We start from the raw sequence: 16,856 nt of genomic DNA on the forward strand, positions 1-16,856 counted from the left end.
GGGAGGACGCTCATGGAAGATCCTGCCGCGTGGTCCGGCGCTCCTAATCTTGATCCCAAGGTGGTGGCCGCCATTTCGTCCATTCCGTTAGAACTCACCGATGTCGCGTTGGACCTGCTCAATGCCGTGATCGCGATCTGTGGTCCCCGGAGTCCGGTGATCGGTGAAGCGGCCTTCGTCCTGACCAGCCCGAACTTCCGTCCGGTTCTCGAAGCCGAGGCGCGACTGAAGGGGCTTTTCCCCACAACGTCATCTCTCCAGGCAAGGCAATCATCATGCCCATCCTCATCCTCGCCGAACACGACACCATCGCGCTGAAGCCGGCCACGTTGAACGCCGTAGCCGCCGCCGCCCAGATCGCCAAGGGGTGCGGGGGGGATATCCATATCCTGGTCGCCGGTCACGCCGTACGGGTGGTGGCCGATGCGGCCGCCAAGGTCGCGGGCGCCGCCAAGGTGCTGCTGGCCGATGATGTCATCTATGAGCATGCGCTGGCCGAGCCGCTGGCGGCGTTGCTGGCCGAGATCGGTCGCGGCTACAGCCACATCATCGCCCCGGCGACCTCGCTGGGAAAGAACGTGGCTCCGCGTGTGGCCGCTCTGCTCGACGTGGCGATGATCTCGGAGATCACCGGCGTGGTGTCGGCGGATGTCTTCGAACGTCCGATCTACGCCGGCAACGCGGTCGCCACGGTGCGATCCGCCGACCCGATCAAGGTCGTCACCGTTCGTGGCACAGCCTTCGAAGCGGCCGGACAGGGCGGTTCGGCATCGGTCGAGGCGCTGGCCACCGCCGGAAATCCTGGCGTGTCACGTTTCGTTTCGGCGGACTTGACCAAGTCGGAGCGCCCGGAGCTGACCGCCGCCCGTATCGTGATTTCGGGTGGGCGCGGCATGCAGTCGGGCGAGAATTTCCCGCTGCTGGAGGCCATCGCCGACAAGCTGGGGGCCGCCGTCGGCGCCAGCCGCGCCGCCGTGGATGCCGGCTTCGTGCCCAACGATTATCAGGTCGGTCAGACCGGCAAGATCGTGGCGCCTGACCTCTACATCGCGGTGGGCATCTCCGGCGCGATCCAGCATCTGGCCGGCATGAAGGACAGCAAGGTCATCGTCGCGATCAACAAGGATGAGGATGCGCCGATCTTCCAGGTCGCCGATTACGGCCTCGTCGCCGACCTGTTCAAGGCGGTGCCGGAATTCAATGACTTGATCTGACGCCGTTCGGGGGCGCTGCGCTCCCCGTCGAGAACCGATCGCGCCACCGAGACCGGAGGATTTGGGCCATGAAAGAATGCCTGGAGTTCTACATCGACGGCGCTTGGCGCCAACCGTTTTCCGTCACGTCGCTGCACGAAGCCATCGATCCGGCGACGGAGCGTGTGTCCGGCACCGTGGCGCTTGGTGGCGAGGAGGATGCGCGCCGGGCGGTCGAGGCGGCGCACCGGGCGTTCGACGCGTACGCCCGGACGCCGCTCGGCCAACGTCTGGAGCTTCTGGAGTCGATTTGCGCGCAGTATGAAAAGCGCCTGGGCGAGATGGCCGACGCCATCACCGAGGAGATGGGCGCGCCGCTGCACCGGCTCTCCCGTCCGGCACAGGCCCCCATGGGGCTGGGGCATTTCAAGACCGCGCTCGCGGTCGCCAGGAATTTCCCGTTTGAGCGGGTGCGCGGCACCACGCGCATCCTGCGCGAGCCGGTGGGCGTCTGCGCGCTGATCACGCCATGGAACTGGCCGATGAACCAGATCGCCTGCAAGGTCGCGCCGGCGTTGGTGACCGGTTGCACCATGGTGCTGAAACCCAGCGAGTTCGCTCCCTATTCCGCCTGCCTTTTTGCCGAAATCCTGCACGAGGCGGGGGTGCCGACGGGTGTCTTCAACATGCTGTATGGCGACGGGGGTGTCATCGGCCCGGTGCTGTCCAGCCACCCGCTGGTCGACATGGTGTCGCTGACCGGCTCGACCCGCGCCGGGGCGTCGGTGTCGCACGCGGCGGCGGACGGCATCAAGCGCGTGTCGCTGGAATTGGGCGGAAAATCAGCAAACATCGTGTGCGAAAGCGCCGACTTCGCGCAGGCGGTCGGGCATGGGGTCGCGACAATGATGGCCAACACCGGCCAGAGCTGCAACGCGCCGTCGCGGCTGTACGTGCCCGCGTCGCGTCTGGAACAGGCCGAGCGGATCGCGGCGGCGGTCTGCGCCCGAATGGTGGTCGGCGATCCGCGCGCGCCGGACACCGCCATCGGTCCTATCGCCAACCGGCGGCAGTATGAGCGGGTTGTCGGCATGATCCGCACCGGCATCAAGGAAGGAGCCAAGCTTCTGTGCGGCGGTCCCGACCGGCCTGCCGGGACGCCGGCCGGCTTCTTCGTGCAGCCCACGGTCTTCAGCGGCGTCAAGGACAGCATGACCATCGCGCGGGAGGAGATCTTCGGGCCAGTGCTGTCGATCCTGCCCTACGAGGATCTGGAGGGTGTCATCCGCAGCGCCAACGACTCGCCGTATGGCCTGTCCGGCTATGTCCACGCGGGTTCTCTGGAGGAGGCCGGCGCGGTCGCCCGCCGCCTGCGGACCGGCATGGTGCATCTGAACGGCGCGTCCGTCGATCTTACCGCGCCGTTCGGCGGTTATAAGCAGTCGGGCATCGGCCGCGAATGGGGGGAGGCGGGGTTTGAGGAGTTTCTGGAAACCAAGGCACTGATGGGAGCGGAGCCGGCCCCGGCCGGCTGAGCGCGTCGGAAAGCCGCGTGGGTCTTGTCGGGTGGAGTCCGGGCGTTGCGGACATGCCACCTGATTGGGAAGGGGCGGCTCTTCCTGAAGTTGGATGGGATCAACGTCACCGGCTCCATCAGATCAAGCCGCCGATGGTCATGATCAACGATCTGAAGCGCCGCAACCCGCTCGACCCCGGTCGCTCCACCGTTGTCGAATTCTCGGCGGGCAACCTCGCCATCGTGCTGGTGCAGGTCCGTGCCATGCGTGGCTAAGCCTTCACCCGCCGGAATTCCTCCGAGACAAGCGCTTGGGCGACATGGCACCGGGACACAGGTGGTTGGGAGCAAGGACGGCCACGATTTCCATCTCGTCACCGCGTGGTGGTCCCTAGGGCATCCAGGTTCGGCCGATCAAGGCGGCCATTGGCATTCACCCACGTCCACGTTCCCGGCGTTCGGTGGGGAACCGGGCGTGGACGGTGATGCGCAGGGAAGGCCTGCCGCTGATCCATGCACCTCCGGCACAGGCAAGATCCGGGATGAGTCGCGCCTTGCGGAATTTTAATCCGCAATATTGACGGCATCGATGAACGATGTAATCGTATGTCTAGCAAACAAATCGGGGAGGGCCATCCATGGCGCGAACTTTCGTCGGAGCCTCGTGACGTCGGCATCAAACTCCTATGCCCGAGACGTTTGCTCGTGCCGATTCGTTCGGCATGAACGCTTTCTCTTGCTTCGAAGAAGCGACCTATGCTCCGCAAAAACACCTTCGGGAAAAACGATCCGCCCAACGCTGTTCCGCTGAACCGTCTTGTGGCGAACAGCCGAATTTCGACGAGAATATTTGTTGGCTTCCTGTCTGTGCTGGTTCTCCTCGGCGCGGTAGGAACAGCCGGTGTGGTCGGATTCGAGAGGACACGGGGCCATTTCGGCGTCTACCGCGATGTGGCCGGCGTCGCCATTGCCGCCGTCGAGATGCAGACCGACATAGGCATCCTGATCCGCACGGCACAGGAATACGCGGTTTCCAGCCGTGACATCGAGCAGGAAACCACCGAGACCATCAGCCAACGGTTGGACGCCAACATCGCCGGGATGCGGGAACGCACCGAACTGGCAGCCCTCACCATCGCGCTGGAGGAGCTGAGCGGCGCCCGCCGGGAGTTCGACGGGAAATTCGTAAAGCTGGTCGTTGTTAAGAAGCGCCGCCACCACCTGTTGACGGAGGAACTGGTTCCCTCTCTCACCGAGGGCGAGGAACTGATTGCGCGGCTTGCCGAGGCGGCGCGCGGTAGCGCGCAAGCGGGCGCCACCGCCATCGTCGATGTGGTGCGGGGACGCCTCGCACGCGTTCCCCCACGGCTTGACCGCTACGAGTCCGGCCCCTTGGAGGAGGACATGGCGGACATCCGCAAGAATCTGACCGACATGGGATCCATCGTGAAGGGCCTGTCCGCCAACCCGGCGACCGCAGCGGCGGCGGCGGAACTCGTTCGATGGCTGGACACGGTGCGGGGACGCTTCGATGCCGTGGTCGCGACCAGCGACGAGGCTGACGGAATCATCGACGGCCTGCTGCGGGTGACAGGACGCAAGTTGGGCGCGGGCGGACAGGCCGTGCGCGAGGTGGCGACCAGCAATCTGACCCAGCTCGAAGGCGAGAATCAGAAGGCCATGATCCACTTGGAAGCGATCCTGATCATCTTGGCGACAGCGGGCGAATTGGTGGGACTGCTGCTTGCCTGGGGGATCGCCCGCAGCATCATCCGTCCCTTGCGCGGCATCACGCGCACCATGGAGACGCTGGCCGCCGGTGACAAGGGCGTGGCGATCCCGGCGCTTACCGCCCGTGACGAGATCGGCGCCATGGCGCGGGCGGTTCAGGTGTTCAAGGACAACGCCGTCGCCATGGACCGCATCCAAGCCGAGCGGGAACGGGCGGAACAGGCCGCCGAACGTGCCAAGGAGCAGGCGATGGCGGAACTCGCCGACGGCTTTGAAAGCAGCGTGCAGCGGGTGGTGGATGCCGTGTCTGCTTCGGCGGATGAACTCCACGCCGCCGCCAGCGGCATGGCCTGTACGTCGGAGGCCGCGACGCAACGGCTGGATTCCTTCTCTTCCATCTCGTGCCACATGGTGGACAACGTTCAACGGGTCGCGGTGGCGGCAGAGCAGTTGTCGGCTTCGGTCGATGAGATCGGTCGGCAGGTCGCGCAGTCCACCACGATGGCCGGGCGGGCCGTGGACGAGGCAAACCGCACCAACGACCGGGTGATTGCCTTGTCCATTTCGGCGCAAACCATTGGCAAGGTGGTGGATCTGATCAACCGCATCGCGCATCAGACCAATCTCTTGGCTTTGAACGCGACCATCGAGGCGGCGCGGGCGGGCGAGGCGGGCAAGGGCTTCGCCGTGGTGGCGTCGGAGGTGAAAGCCCTCGCCGGCCAGACAGCCCACGCCACCGGCGAGATCGCCCAGCAGATCGCCGCGATTCAACAGGCCACGACCGGCACGGTGGACGCCATCATTGCTATCGCCGCCATGGTGTCCGATATCGACCGGGTTGCGGGGGCGATTGCCATCTCGGTCGAGCAGCAGGGCGCCGCCACGCGGGACATCGCGCGCAACATCCAGGAAGCGGCGTCGGGCGCTGGCAGCCTGTCGTCGCACAGCGCGATCCTGACTGACGCGGTGAGCGAAACTGGCAGCGCCGCCGGCCGCGTTCTGCATGCCGCCGACGAACTGTCGGCGCAATCGAATCATCTGCGCCGAGAGGTCGTCCGCTTTCTCGACGAGATCCGCTCGGACAAGCTCATTGCATGAAACAGCGTGATGGGATGGACGCGCCCCGCATCTGGTGATGCTCAATTCCGCCAAGGCCGTGATTCCCATGTAAAGAACAATAAACATAGGCTTGTCCGGATAAGATGAGGGGGTTCTATCCAATTATTACGGTGGTTTATGCCACGAGCTTGGGAATTTTAGCCTCGACTAATCGCAAGAATCGTTGGTTGCGTGCCCCCGCAACCATCTTATCCTTGTATTCGGATGCAACCGGAAGTTTAAGATCACTTCTGGTCCCCTCCACCATCTTAACCTGCCAAGTTTGGGCAAGGTCTTGAAAGCCGCTCCTTGTGAGCGGTTTTTCCTTATTTGCGGCAGATTTCTTATTCGCGAACGCAAGAATACCGGCAAGATCGCCCAGCAGATCGACGGTCAATGCTGTCCGCATGCCGTTGGGGGTCAGAACGATCTTGTCTATCAGGCTGCGCATCAGTTCCGCCGCTTCGATCCGCTGATCCCCGCCATTCAGACACTCAATCAGATTTTGGATCTCATCCCTGTAGTGCTGCGCCATGCTCGGATGCAGCAGGGTAGGGGCTTCATTGGTGCTCTCGACCATGACCGCCAGTTCAGCCCGCCGGGCTTCCAGAACGTGCATGCGGTCTTTGACACGGCTGGCCGGTACGCCCGCCACGATGGCGTCGATCAGCTTATCAAGCTCGCGCGTCGCGCTTTCCAGCTCCCGCTTATAGCTGCCCAAAGCGGCGTTGTGTTCCATCCGCAGACGGTTGACATGACGGGTGTATTCCTCGCAGAAGATGGCGCAGAGATTGGGGTCCATCAGATGATCCCGGAGAGCGCCGAGAACGGCTTCCTCCAGCTTTACCCGCCCGATGGTCAGACGGTTGCCGCAGGTGCCCTTGTTTCGGGCCGATGAGCAGCCGAGGTGGGTATGCGAAACCATCGAGAAGCCGCCGCCGCACTCGCCGCATTTCAGCAGGTAGGAAAGCAGGTTCTTAGGACGGGCTTTCTGATGGAACGGCACCTTGACGGCTTCGTTGAGGTCGCCTTGCCGGGCCTTCACCTGTTCCCAAAGCTCTTGATCGATGATCCGCTGTTCGGGAACCTCGGTGATGATCCATTCCGATTCGGGGTTCAGCCGCGACACCCGCTTGCCGGTATCCGGGTCTTTCATATAGCGGAGACGGTTCCAGACCAGCTTGCCGATATACAGCTCGTTGTTCAGGATGCCGGTGCCGCGACGGCGATTGCCGTAGATCGTGGACGGTCCCCAGCCTTCACCGGCTGGCCCGGCGATCTTCTCGCGATTGAGCGTGGCGGCGATGGCCTTGGGCGAGACGCCTCGCGCGAACTCCCGGAAGATGCGTTCGACAATCCGCGCCTGATCGGTGTTGATGGTGCGGTCGCCCCGGATCGGTTCGCCGCGGGCGTCGAATTTCTGCACCACGTCATAGCCGTAGGAATTGCCGCCGCCGGACTTTCCGGCCTCGACGCGCCCCCTCTGGCCCCGGTGGGTCTTCTGGGCCAAATCCTTCAGGAAGCGAGCGGACATCGTGCCTTTCAGGCCGATATGGAGATCGGAGATATTGCCGTCGGCAAGGGTGACGATCCGGGCATCCGCGAACTGGATACGTTTGTAGATACCTGCGATGTCCTCCTGGTCGCGTGAGATGCGGTCGAGGTCTTCCGCCAGCAGGATATCGAACTTCCCTACGGCGGCATCCTGCATGAGCTGCTGGATACCCGACCGCATCATGGACGCGCCGGAAATGGCGTAGTCGGTATAGACGTTGGTGATGGTCCAGCCTTGCCGCGTCGCGTAGTCGCGGCAGACGCGGATTTGATCTTCAATCGACGCCTCGCGCTGATTGTCCGATGAATATCGGGCATAGATGACAGTCTTATTCATAATCCTTTCTTTCCTTCCTGCGAAAACGTTGTCCCGCACATCAAGAGTTTCTTGTAATCCCGTTCAGCAGCACTGCGGGCGATAATACGAACCAGAGCAACCAAGCGGGGGTCATGGCTCGTTGACGAAGATACTGCCTTCTTTTTTTTGATTGAACACTTTATCTTTACTCATAACAAGTTTCCTTTCCTGCCCTTCGGCAAAGTTAATGTGGAATATTACAGAACGAGAGAAGAACAAACAAGGAATATAATCCTATCATCCACCGTTATGGTTGTGTTCTTCTCTTGTCTGGAATTTGCGTTTACGGGTTCGACGGACTGTTGATGAGCCGGTAGCGGATGCCGTCATCGGGCGGCACCGGCTGGTCGCTGGTTGGGAAGAAGCGCAGCGTCGGGCAGGGCGGCGGGGTGCGGACAACGCCGTTCCAGCCAAAATAGGAACAGGCGTTGTTGCCCTCGCTGAAGGTCACATGCGGCGTGCCCCACACAGCCGAGACGATGAGCAGGGCAACCCAGCCAACCATCCACAGCGGCGGCACCAAGGTCAGGGAATGGGCGCGGCGCACGCGAAGCAGCCGGTTAAAGTGATCGACCATATCCATGGTGCTGCCATAGGCAAGGACGGCACCGATGATCGTGGCGACCAGCGAGTCGGGAACGAGCGTCACGATCCGCCACGCCATCGCCATTACAAACAGGGTGAAGAAGATGGAGGACGTTTCTTCGGAGCGGGTTTCCATGTCGGTGTCTCCGTCAGTCGAGGGAAGGGCGCTTGCCGAGCGGCACGGCGCCGGGCTGGTTGGCGGCACGGGTCAGGGTGCCCGCCCCGCTGGTGCTGCGGGCGTGGGTGTCGAGTTCGTGGAGCTGGCGCACGATGTCCCGCGCCTGATCCTCGAAGGCGATTTCAGCCAGGCGGACGCGGGCCAAACCGTGATCGAGGAAAACCTCGAACGAGCGCCGGAAATAGTCCGGCTGCTGGCCGTAGCCGAAGGCGCGCGCCTGCTCTTCCGCCCGCGCTTCCTCGATCCGCTCGCTGTGCTCGCGCATGGAGAACTGGTGCGGCTCGGTCGCGTCGAGCGTGAGCCATTCGCCATTGACCAGCAGGCGGATACGCCCCGGCTCGAACATGCCGGTGAGCTTGCGGAAACCCCTGAAGTGCCGGGTATAGCCGCCGAGGACGCGGAGGCAGAGCATCATCGCCCCCTTGCCGACGATGGCCGCGCCACCGAAGCCGAAGATGGCGAGGACGACGCGCTTGCCCAAGGGCATGAGCCACGGGTCAGCCCACAGCAGGAACCACCACGGCCCCAGCAGCAGAGCGAACAGCGCCACTTGGGCAATCGGCTGAAGATCGGCCAGCACATAGAGCGATTGCGGCGAGGTGTAGCGGCAATCAAGAACGCGCATGCGGGCCGAGGCGTTAGCGTTCGGCATGGAACTTCCCCTTGAAGAATTCGTGGGTGTCGTAGTTGACGCGCTGGAGGATGATGGGATCGTCCCCGGCCCGGATGACCAGTTGGCGGCCAAGGTGATCGTCACGGGCGAAGAAGCGGCTGACCTCTTCGAGCGTCATAAGGTCTTGCACTTCGAGCGACCAGCTTTCGCCGTTGACGCCCTGCCGCTCGCGGCTGTCCGCCGACACTTCGGAACGGCGGGTCACAATCAGCGAGGTTTTGCCGAGCCGCTTCGAAATCCACTCCAAGGTAAAAGCGTCATTGTTGCCGAAGAATTGAATGACGCCCGCATTGCCGAGGAATGTCTCCCACCTTTCCCGATAGAGGGCCTTCAACTGCGTCAGGTCTTGCAGGATCGGCCACAGGCGAACCCCGAACCCGGCAATCTGCCCGGCGGCGTCTTCCACCGTCTTCATATGCCCCATCACCGCGAACTCATCGAGGCACATGAGAACCGGCGGCGTCGGCTTGACGGGCACGCGCTCCATGGCGGCAAGCGCCAGATTGACGAAGAGGCGGAACCAGCGGGCGCAGGTGCCGATCCGCATCGCCGGCAGGCACAGATAGAGCGTGAGCTTCTGGCGCTTCAGATCCTCAAGGTCGAAGTCGTGGGCGCTGACAACCCGCTGGATCGCCTGATAGGAGAGGAATTTGGCGTGCCGCCGGGCCGTCGAGAGCACCGACCCGCGCTCTTCCTTCGGCTTGTCGAAGAAATCCGCCGCCCCTTCCTGCACCGTGCCGAAGGCCGCGTCATTGCCGAGCATTTCCGCCGCCAGCGCGTCATAGCTCGACGCGCCATCGGCCACGGCTCCGCGCATCAGGAGCCGGTGCATGGTCACGAGGTTCCGTTCGCCCTCATAGGCGTCGTGCGTGGCGACGTGCAGGATGAGGGTTTCGAGCCAGTTCCGGGCGCTGTCATCCCAATGCGAGTCGCCGCCGCTCGGAATGACGAGCGCGTCGGCGATCAACCCGGCATCCTCGATCAAGGTCGGGCTGCCCGGCTTCAGGATCGTCATGGGGTTGAAGCTGCCCCTGTAGGCGGCAACGTGGGGGCCGGAAATCCCGAACGGGTCGAGGCCGACCACCCGTTGCCCCAGCCCCTTGGCCCGGCGTTTGGCGGTGACGTTGAACAGCTCGGCTTTGGGGTCGGTCGCAAGGACGCTGCCCTCATAGTCGAGCAGCGTCGGGATGATGACGCACCGGCCCTTGCCGCCACGACTTCCGGCGACGGTGGCGGCATGGCGATCATCACCGAGGCCGACGCCGTGCCCGCCCATGACGTGCCGCTCAACCCGGCCATCGGGCAGCTTGACGGTTTCGACCCTGCCGCCGATCACGCCCAGATGCAGCTTGTGACCGGAACGCTTGAAGGTGTCGGAGCGAATGATGGTCGCAGGGTCGCGGAACTGAGCGCGGGGCGAAATGTGGTCATCGAGCCGGGTTTCGATCCCCCCGCGACGCGGCGCACCGCGCGGGATATCGCCCAGCAGATCGGCAGGCAACATGACGGCTTCCTCCATTCCAAGCGCGGATCACGGGAGGGATTCCCGCTTTCCGCACTTGGCCGGTTCCGTTTGCCGGTGATTGGGAGGAGGCTGAAAAAGAGGATGGCTGACCGGGCAAGCGCCGTAAAGCGGCTGGCTGAGTCATCTAATCAGTTTTGGAAGATGGTTGTGGACAAGCCATTGGGTTCTAATATTCTTTCAGGGCAAGAGCTGAAAGGCCGTCCCTTGAACGATCGCATGCGCGCCCTGTTAGACCGGCCCCTGCGCCCGAATGGGAAGATCACCATTCAGCAGGGCGTGCGATTATCGTACAACTTCGCCCTCGGCCTGCCGCTGGCGAGCAGCGCCGAGGCCACCGGCCTGTCCCGGAAATCCGTGCGGGAAATGTCGGTCGAGTTCCGCGAGCACCTGACACAGCCCGCCTTCAACGAATGGCACCGGAGCAACGTCCTGCTGGTCGGCATCACCGACCCCGAACAGGAAGCCCTGATCCGGACGACCTTCTTTGACGTGCTGGGGGAATGCCACGGCAACGAGACGTGCTATCGCAATTACCGGCTCGGCAACCGAAAAGCCCGCCTGTGCCGGAAATGCCCGCTTCCGGCCAAGCTGAAGCACGCCGAAACCGTGACCGCTGCGACCGAGGCCATCGACCTGATACACCGCTTCTATGAAGGGCTGGGCTGGCGAGGCGAGGGCGGGCGCGACCCGGTGCAGCTCTTCCGCCGCCGGTTCATCCACACATCGGCCATCGCCACCGCCAGAGCCAATACCCGCATGCTGCCGAACGGGGCTGCCGATCCACGAGACAGCGGCTTCCTGTCCGTCAACACGTTGGCAAGAAAGTTAGTCAATGCATTTTGTGAAGGTGAATAAGGCGTCTTGCCTTGCGAGTCGCAAAAATTCTTCTACCCGATACATTAATCTCTATATTGTTTGTAATAATTATCCCCGCTTGAAGATTGAGTTAAAACTATTTACCACTACACATTTACCCTGTCAGTATTCTGCACGTCATATATGTGATCATTACTAAATGGTGATATAAGCCTATGATCCAGAAGAGATACAAATATATCCTTGCAGGTTTCAGCGCAAGGAATGATCTTTCCATCATTATCAAAATTAATCTTCAAGCCAAATCTCTCATGGTGGTTTTTTAAGTTATCCATGAACAAAGCATTTTTATAATGGCCCTTTTGCCTTATAGCAGAAACTCTACGTAAATGCATTTTATTAGCCCCTACGTAAGTAACTATTTCTGACATATCGGAAAATATAGAAGAAAACTCTCTTTCACTCTGTAATGAAGAAAAATCTTCAATATGGGCTTTTTTGTAATTAAGTACGGATTCAAAATTTTGTTTGTTGGTAATTAAAACTATTCCTTCTATAATAAAAAAATCAACGTATTTCGATAAGCTGAAAGATCGATCTTCAGACAGCCCAATTTGATCATCGCTGAAAAAAATAGATATAGCATTTTTTTCCTTTTTCGTTTTCCATGTGTAGTCAGTCTTTTTGACCGAATACAATACCTTTCCTCCCGAAACAAATTTTACAGCATAAAAATCTGTGTTTTGGAGATTCTTTACCTTCTTCACTTTTTTAGAATCAATTTCATCTGCGGCCTGAGATAGTATTAACTCTGAATTTGTTTCTATAGAGGAAATAGTTAAAGCGCTTGTCTCATTATTTTGAGCTAGTAATCCGTATTCATGCGTCTCAGTTATCCGATCACGTTCAAGGCGCACAGCATCCTTTAAGGCATTATCGACCTCATCAGTTGCTTCAACCCAATATCCAGTAAAGGTAGGTAGAGTTTGGCCAGATTTTTGAGACTTTTTAAAAGTCCACAATGTAACAGAAGCATTTTCTAGTGAAAAACTGTTCAGATGATCAAGCGGTCTGGTTAATAATTCCTCAGGCATGACTTTGATTCCCCTTTCTGTGTTTGACAACAATCACATCTTGGACGGATTGTTGTCTATATGTCTCTCTTGGCACCAGATCTACTCTAGACAAAGCAAAGCCAGTTAAAATTGTTGTGCTTGATATGAAGGAATATTTTATCTCATAAAGCTTCCATCCAAATGCTATGAGTACCGGATTAAATATTACTCTTCCTGACATATAGCTAATCCAAAATATCCATATTATAAATATGGCGAACCCTATAAATTTGTTCTTCTCACTATAATCTAAACTCATAAATGACACTACATAAGGAAGGACATAATTCATTAAATCAGCCGGTATATGCTTGGACTCTATTATTGTTATTTCTCTTTTTGGTTTTAGGGAATGCAACACAACAAAAGTGGTTATAAGGCAAGAGAAGCATAAAGTAAAAAACAGAATGGCAAACCAAGGATTCTTGAAGGGTATTTTACATTCCGAGAAAAAATTTAGCCAGTCTGCGCAAATACCCTCTGATATAAGGTCGTAATTAAAATCCTGAGATAGCAATATTAAGCTCAAAGGAAGGTATGAGCCCATAAAAATTAGCGCAGCAAAGATTATGCGAAGCTGCATAATTCTATACCAAACGTCGATGTTTTTTGAAATGCACTCATTTTATCTCTCAAGATAGCACTCCAATGGTTCCATTAAGATTATAAACCAAAAGCTTCCATGTCAAATACGTTTCAAGAGCAACCTCTGCGCATACGTCCTCCTTTCAGGTGAGCATAAAGTATGTCAAAATCGTCACCGCCGCGACCGAGGCCATCGACCTGATTCACCGCTTCTATGAAGGGCTGGGCTGGCGTGGAGAGGGCGGGCGCGACCCGGTGCAGCTCTTCCGCCGCCGGTTCATCCACACATCGGCCATCGCCATCGCCACCGCCAATACCTGCATGCTGCCGAACGGTGCCGCCGATCCACGAGACAGCGGCTTCCTGTCGGTCAACACACTGGCAAGGAAACTGCTGGAAGCTGTCGCCTCTTGAGACGGGAATGGTATGTACTACACAGCCTGCCACCCCGAAAAATCATGTAATACGAAGTGATTTCCGCTGCGCGCAAGATGTGTGTTGTACTACGTCCAACACGCATCTTGGCAAGGGGGGCGTCCCGCCCCCCGTTGCATCCCCCCTGGGCATCCCTAAGCATTCCGGCCATGGAAACCATGACCGCAACGCCAACGGATGCTGTGGCCTTCCCCCGGCATCGAGCCGGGTGAAGGCCATTGAACCGTATCGCCGGTTCATCACTCGCACCGCCCGCCCGGTGCATCAGCGATCAGAGGAACCGCCCTTGCTCCCCCGACACCTCCATGGCAAGGGGGCGCGTGTCATCGCCCCCTTCGATCCCCTTAACCAAGGGACTGCCTGCCCTTGGAACCCCGACCGAGTGGGAGACGCCGTTTTCCCGCCCTGACCCCATCCATCGGCCAACCCTGCGTGGGTTGGATGCGCCAGCGTCCCGCCGCTGGACTATGGCCGGAGAGATGCGGCCTTTCCCCTAGCCCCCTGAGAGTCAGGGGCGATATCGTTCAGACGGATGCTATCCATGCGTGGACCCGATGGTGTTCTTACACAAGACCGATGTCAGAAAGCCGCTGATTGCAGCCCTCTGAACTGGGCGGGCCGTCATCAACGACGGCGTTCGGCCGTCGATCACCAGAGCATGGTCGCCCGACCGAAACCGCAACGTTCCGTTCAGATTCGCCAGACCGATGAATAGCGGGCGGAAACCCCGGCCCCGGTCTGAATTAGCTCCGAACCGGGAAACGCCATCGGTAAGCGTCAGCCGTAGCGCTTCTCCATGGTCGTTCAAGCTCAAATAGTCCGTGCCGCTGCGCAGACTGTTCAGAACGCCGATCCCCAGATCGCTAACCACAAACTCGAATTGAGCAGGACTTGATCGGAACGCCACAATCCCTGTGTCAGATGCATTCGAATGTTCGTAGACATTGCTATGGAGTTCGCCCAGGGCAGCGGCAAGCTGCGCGGCAACACGACGGTGAAATCCAGCTGCAATGGCCGCCTGCTGCGCCATCAGGCAAAAGGCGGTCCACTCGGATTCGTCGTTCGGAAGAAGTGCTCTGGTACGCAAGAAACCGGAGAGGCGGGATTCAGGGCAATGCCACCGTTCCTTGCCGTCGATCAACGCTTGCACCATGGGGCTGAACCCATTGAGGGCGAGCCATGGGGCATTCGACGGGTTCGGGAGCAGCCCGGAAGCTGCGAACTGAGCAAGTTCCAGAACGGGTCCGAGTTGATGCGCTATAAGGCGCGGTACTGGCCGACCGTTTAGCCTTCCGCGCTCGGCAGCAAACGCTAAGCCGTCAAGTGCCGTGAAGTCGAGAGGCGACGCTCTATGAGTATCCATATTTATGGATGCGCTCCATAAGAAAAAACCGCCAAATCTCCAGCCCAAGCTTCCTTTGCTCGGAAGTTATCTTCAAACAAATCATCAATTGGCGCTCCGCGCTCCGTTGGAGCAGAGGCCCATCCAAGCGCGCTGTTGCTTTTCGGGAAAGCGCGCTGGCGCATGATTGTTTTCATATAGATGGACGTATCAAGCAGGGTCACGCTGGCAAACTTGCCTGCAAGGACAGGCAAAGCCTTCAGCCCGCCACGCACCACAAGATGAAGTGGACGGTTGACCGTGGTTGCTAGTTCGGCCAGCCACTTTGCATGCCGTTCCGGTCGGCGTGCGGTGCCTGTGGTGAACTCGTAGGCTACATGCGTGATTTCCGGCCGACTGGCGACGTAGTCCGTCCAGCGCCTGAAATCCATATCAGTTCGCCCATTCACATGCAGGGCAGCCGGCAACCCCTCATTCAGAAACTCGGAATGAATGGTGGCGATCCGTTTCATAGCGTGGAGATCATCCCAACGCGGACGGTCAAGGAAAAGGCTGAAATTCGGAGTTGTCACCAGCCCGATACCTGCGGCTTTCATTGACTGAATGATCGGTTGCCGCCTCGCTGCGCCCAACTCCCACCATCGTTCCAGCGGCGCATCCTCATCGGTGCCGGTTAGGACGAGGGTAGAGCCGGGCCTCACCACGAACGCCTCACAAAGGGCCGCATGCGAGGTGTGACGAGGCATACCGGATCGCCGGTCAAACATTGAGTAGAGAGGCAGCGCCACAGCATCAAGCGGCAAGGGTTGCCGCCGGCTGGTCCGGTCATAGATGATCGGGACTATGCGGGGCAAGGCGGGAGCGGTCAGCACGGGCGCGTGTGGCACGGTATCGAGGTCGAATGTCCCGACCTCTCGGACCCGATCCGCGAATTCGGGATGGTTCCGGCATACGCGGTCGCACTCATCGGGTTTTCCGCAGCAGAACTGAAGACAGTCAAAGAATGCGGTTCTAAGCTTCAATCCACCGCAGACACGAAAATCAGGACAAGCGGCGCAGCCCAATGAACCAATTGCGATCTCCGGTTCGTGCCATAGTTTCCGCTCGCGTCGGACATTCCGTTTGGCATTTTGCTGTTTCTTATGTCCGCTCTTGGTTTTGGTATTTTGCTCTGCGCCGGTTAGCATAGAGAAATCTCCGCAACGCCTGCGATGGTATAAACTTGCTCGACAGTGCCCTTGGCGATACCGCAAGAGGCCACGACCGCGTTTAGAAGTTCGGGAGCAGGATTGGTGAAGCGGGCTACGCTGCTGTTACCTCGTCTTGCGATAAGGTCGCCGTTTTGAGCCTCGACCGTCAGTCGCTCACCCACTTCGAGATTTGCATCACCGAGAATGTCAGCTGCCGCTGTCCGCACGGTGCAGTTAGGTGTTCTTGTGAATAGATCAGCCGTTGCCAAAGATAGTCTTGCGCGGTCCCAACTCTTTCGAAAGGTCGGAGCCGCCTTTTCGATGAAGTCCGCGCCCATGGCTTAGGTTCCTTCGAACAGGGGACGATAGCGTTTCGAACGTCCTTGGCTCTGTTCTATGATCAAACCGAGCGCAGCCAAGGATGCCAGCCGGTTGTTCCACGCCGTGGTGTGTTTCACACCTTCACTTTCGCCGAAGTCACGCATCAATGCGCCAGCATCAGTCTCGCCACGCTCGTGCACCAGATCGAACGTCAACCGTTGCTTCGGATCAAGCTCGCCCAGGGGCATCGCCGCACCTACTGTACCATCTTCAGTAAGGATGCATGTCATCAATACGTCTCCACGCGGCTTCAGGATTTCAAGTAATTCATCCTGAACGATGGGATCGGCATTGGCTACGAGCGGGTAGTATTGGGATCGCCGCCCACGCACGATATTCCGGAACGCAAGTATGCTTTCCCGCAGAAAGCTCGCCGTTGCGACCTCAATCCCGGAGAAGTCCAGAAAGATCGGTATCGGTTTCGCCGCTTCTGCGGACGTGGCATCGAGCAGGCGATTGAGCATGGCTCTGCCATTCAACGCGCCGGCCAAAACGCTGCTACCGCCAAGCTCTTTGATGTCGATCTTCATTGAATCATATATCTCACGCGAGTGATGTGAGGTATATGGCTGTCCCTGCGT

General features: G+C 59.1%; 16 protein-coding genes. 7 read left to right on the forward strand and 9 right to left on the reverse strand.

Annotated features, from left to right (window positions below; all coding sequences use genetic code 11):
* The first annotated feature begins 12 nt into the window (after positions 1-12).
* The 5 genes from JN22_RS33335 (at position 13) to JN22_RS33350 (ending at position 5,538) form a co-directional block, all read left to right on the forward strand.
* Positions 13-318 carry a hypothetical protein gene (locus JN22_RS33335; protein WP_143269020.1) on the forward strand — a complete coding sequence of 102 codons (306 nt, stop codon included), beginning with the start codon at positions 13-15 and terminating at the stop codon, positions 316-318.
* Entirely contained in the window at positions 276-1,214 is a 939-nt protein-coding gene (locus JN22_RS33340) for an electron transfer flavoprotein subunit alpha/FixB family protein (protein WP_085558191.1), read from the forward strand. Before JN22_RS33335 ends, JN22_RS33340 begins: the two co-directional genes overlap by 43 nt.
* Positions 1,215-1,282: 68 nt before the next feature.
* Complete coding sequence (locus JN22_RS33345; RefSeq protein WP_085558192.1) at positions 1,283-2,728, forward strand: aldehyde dehydrogenase family protein; 1,446 nt, start codon at positions 1,283-1,285, stop codon at positions 2,726-2,728.
* A 134-nt stretch (positions 2,729-2,862) separates the two neighbouring features.
* Entirely contained in the window at positions 2,863-2,985 is a 123-nt protein-coding gene (locus JN22_RS35095; protein WP_263301248.1) for a hypothetical protein, read from the forward strand.
* A 480-nt stretch (positions 2,986-3,465) separates the two neighbouring features.
* On the forward strand, positions 3,466-5,538 hold the full coding sequence (locus JN22_RS33350) for a methyl-accepting chemotaxis protein (protein ID WP_085558193.1): 2,073 nt from the start codon (positions 3,466-3,468) through the stop codon (positions 5,536-5,538).
* A 136-nt stretch (positions 5,539-5,674) separates the two neighbouring features.
* Here JN22_RS33350 and JN22_RS33355 read toward each other — a convergent pair whose 3' ends face one another.
* The 4 genes from JN22_RS33355 to JN22_RS33370 all read right to left on the reverse strand — a co-directional run bounded on the left by JN22_RS33355 (position 5,675) and on the right by JN22_RS33370 (position 10,390).
* On the reverse strand, positions 5,675-7,429 hold the full coding sequence (locus JN22_RS33355; protein ID WP_085558194.1) for a recombinase family protein: 1,755 nt from the start codon (positions 7,427-7,429) through the stop codon (positions 5,675-5,677).
* A 304-nt stretch (positions 7,430-7,733) separates the two neighbouring features.
* Positions 7,734-8,171 (reverse strand): hypothetical protein, encoded by a 438-nt coding sequence (locus JN22_RS33360; RefSeq protein WP_085558195.1) that lies wholly within the window; start codon positions 8,169-8,171, stop codon positions 7,734-7,736.
* Positions 8,172-8,184: 13 nt separating this feature from the next.
* A complete protein-coding gene (locus tag JN22_RS33365; protein WP_143269021.1) occupies positions 8,185-8,865 on the reverse strand; it encodes a hypothetical protein in 681 nt (226 codons plus the stop codon).
* Positions 8,852-10,390, reverse strand: a complete 1,539-nt coding sequence (locus JN22_RS33370; protein ID WP_223678026.1) for a type IV secretory system conjugative DNA transfer family protein — start codon at positions 10,388-10,390, stop codon at positions 8,852-8,854. The genes JN22_RS33365 and JN22_RS33370 overlap by 14 nt, the downstream gene beginning before the upstream one ends.
* A gap of 102 nt (positions 10,391-10,492) precedes the next feature.
* Between JN22_RS33370 and JN22_RS33375 the strand changes: the two genes are divergently transcribed.
* Positions 10,493-11,266 (forward strand): hypothetical protein, encoded by a 774-nt coding sequence (locus JN22_RS33375; RefSeq protein ID WP_143269022.1) that lies wholly within the window; start codon positions 10,493-10,495, stop codon positions 11,264-11,266.
* 107 nt (positions 11,267-11,373) lie between these two features.
* Here JN22_RS33375 and JN22_RS33380 read toward each other — a convergent pair whose 3' ends face one another.
* Complete coding sequence (locus JN22_RS33380) at positions 11,374-12,321, reverse strand: Kiwa anti-phage protein KwaB-like domain-containing protein (protein ID WP_085558199.1); 948 nt, start codon at positions 12,319-12,321, stop codon at positions 11,374-11,376.
* 753 nt (positions 12,322-13,074) lie between these two features.
* Here JN22_RS33380 and JN22_RS33385 point away from each other — a divergent pair.
* On the forward strand, positions 13,075-13,341 hold the full coding sequence (locus JN22_RS33385) for a hypothetical protein (RefSeq protein ID WP_085558200.1): 267 nt from the start codon (positions 13,075-13,077) through the stop codon (positions 13,339-13,341).
* Positions 13,342-13,897: 556 nt separating this feature from the next.
* Here the strand turns inward: JN22_RS33385 and JN22_RS33390 are convergent.
* The 4 genes from JN22_RS33390 to JN22_RS33405 all read right to left on the reverse strand — a co-directional run bounded on the left by JN22_RS33390 (position 13,898) and on the right by JN22_RS33405 (position 16,805).
* Positions 13,898-14,515 carry a hypothetical protein gene (locus JN22_RS33390; RefSeq protein ID WP_211099747.1) on the reverse strand — a complete coding sequence of 206 codons (618 nt, stop codon included), beginning with the start codon at positions 14,513-14,515 and terminating at the stop codon, positions 13,898-13,900.
* A 212-nt stretch (positions 14,516-14,727) separates the two neighbouring features.
* On the reverse strand, positions 14,728-15,891 hold the full coding sequence (locus tag JN22_RS33395) for a DUF4417 domain-containing protein (RefSeq protein ID WP_143269024.1): 1,164 nt from the start codon (positions 15,889-15,891) through the stop codon (positions 14,728-14,730).
* Positions 15,885-16,232 carry a hypothetical protein gene (locus JN22_RS33400; RefSeq protein ID WP_143269025.1) on the reverse strand — a complete coding sequence of 116 codons (348 nt, stop codon included), beginning with the start codon at positions 16,230-16,232 and terminating at the stop codon, positions 15,885-15,887. Before JN22_RS33400 ends, JN22_RS33395 begins: the two co-directional genes overlap by 7 nt.
* A gap of 3 nt (positions 16,233-16,235) precedes the next feature.
* Positions 16,236-16,805: a hypothetical protein gene (locus JN22_RS33405; protein ID WP_143269026.1), complete on the reverse strand. Its 570-nt coding sequence runs from the start codon at positions 16,803-16,805 to the stop codon at positions 16,236-16,238.
* Positions 16,806-16,856: the final 51 nt, after the last annotated feature.

This window comes from Azospirillum agricola, assembly GCF_020005195.1.
GTDB lineage: Bacteria > Pseudomonadota > Alphaproteobacteria > Azospirillales > Azospirillaceae > Azospirillum > Azospirillum agricola.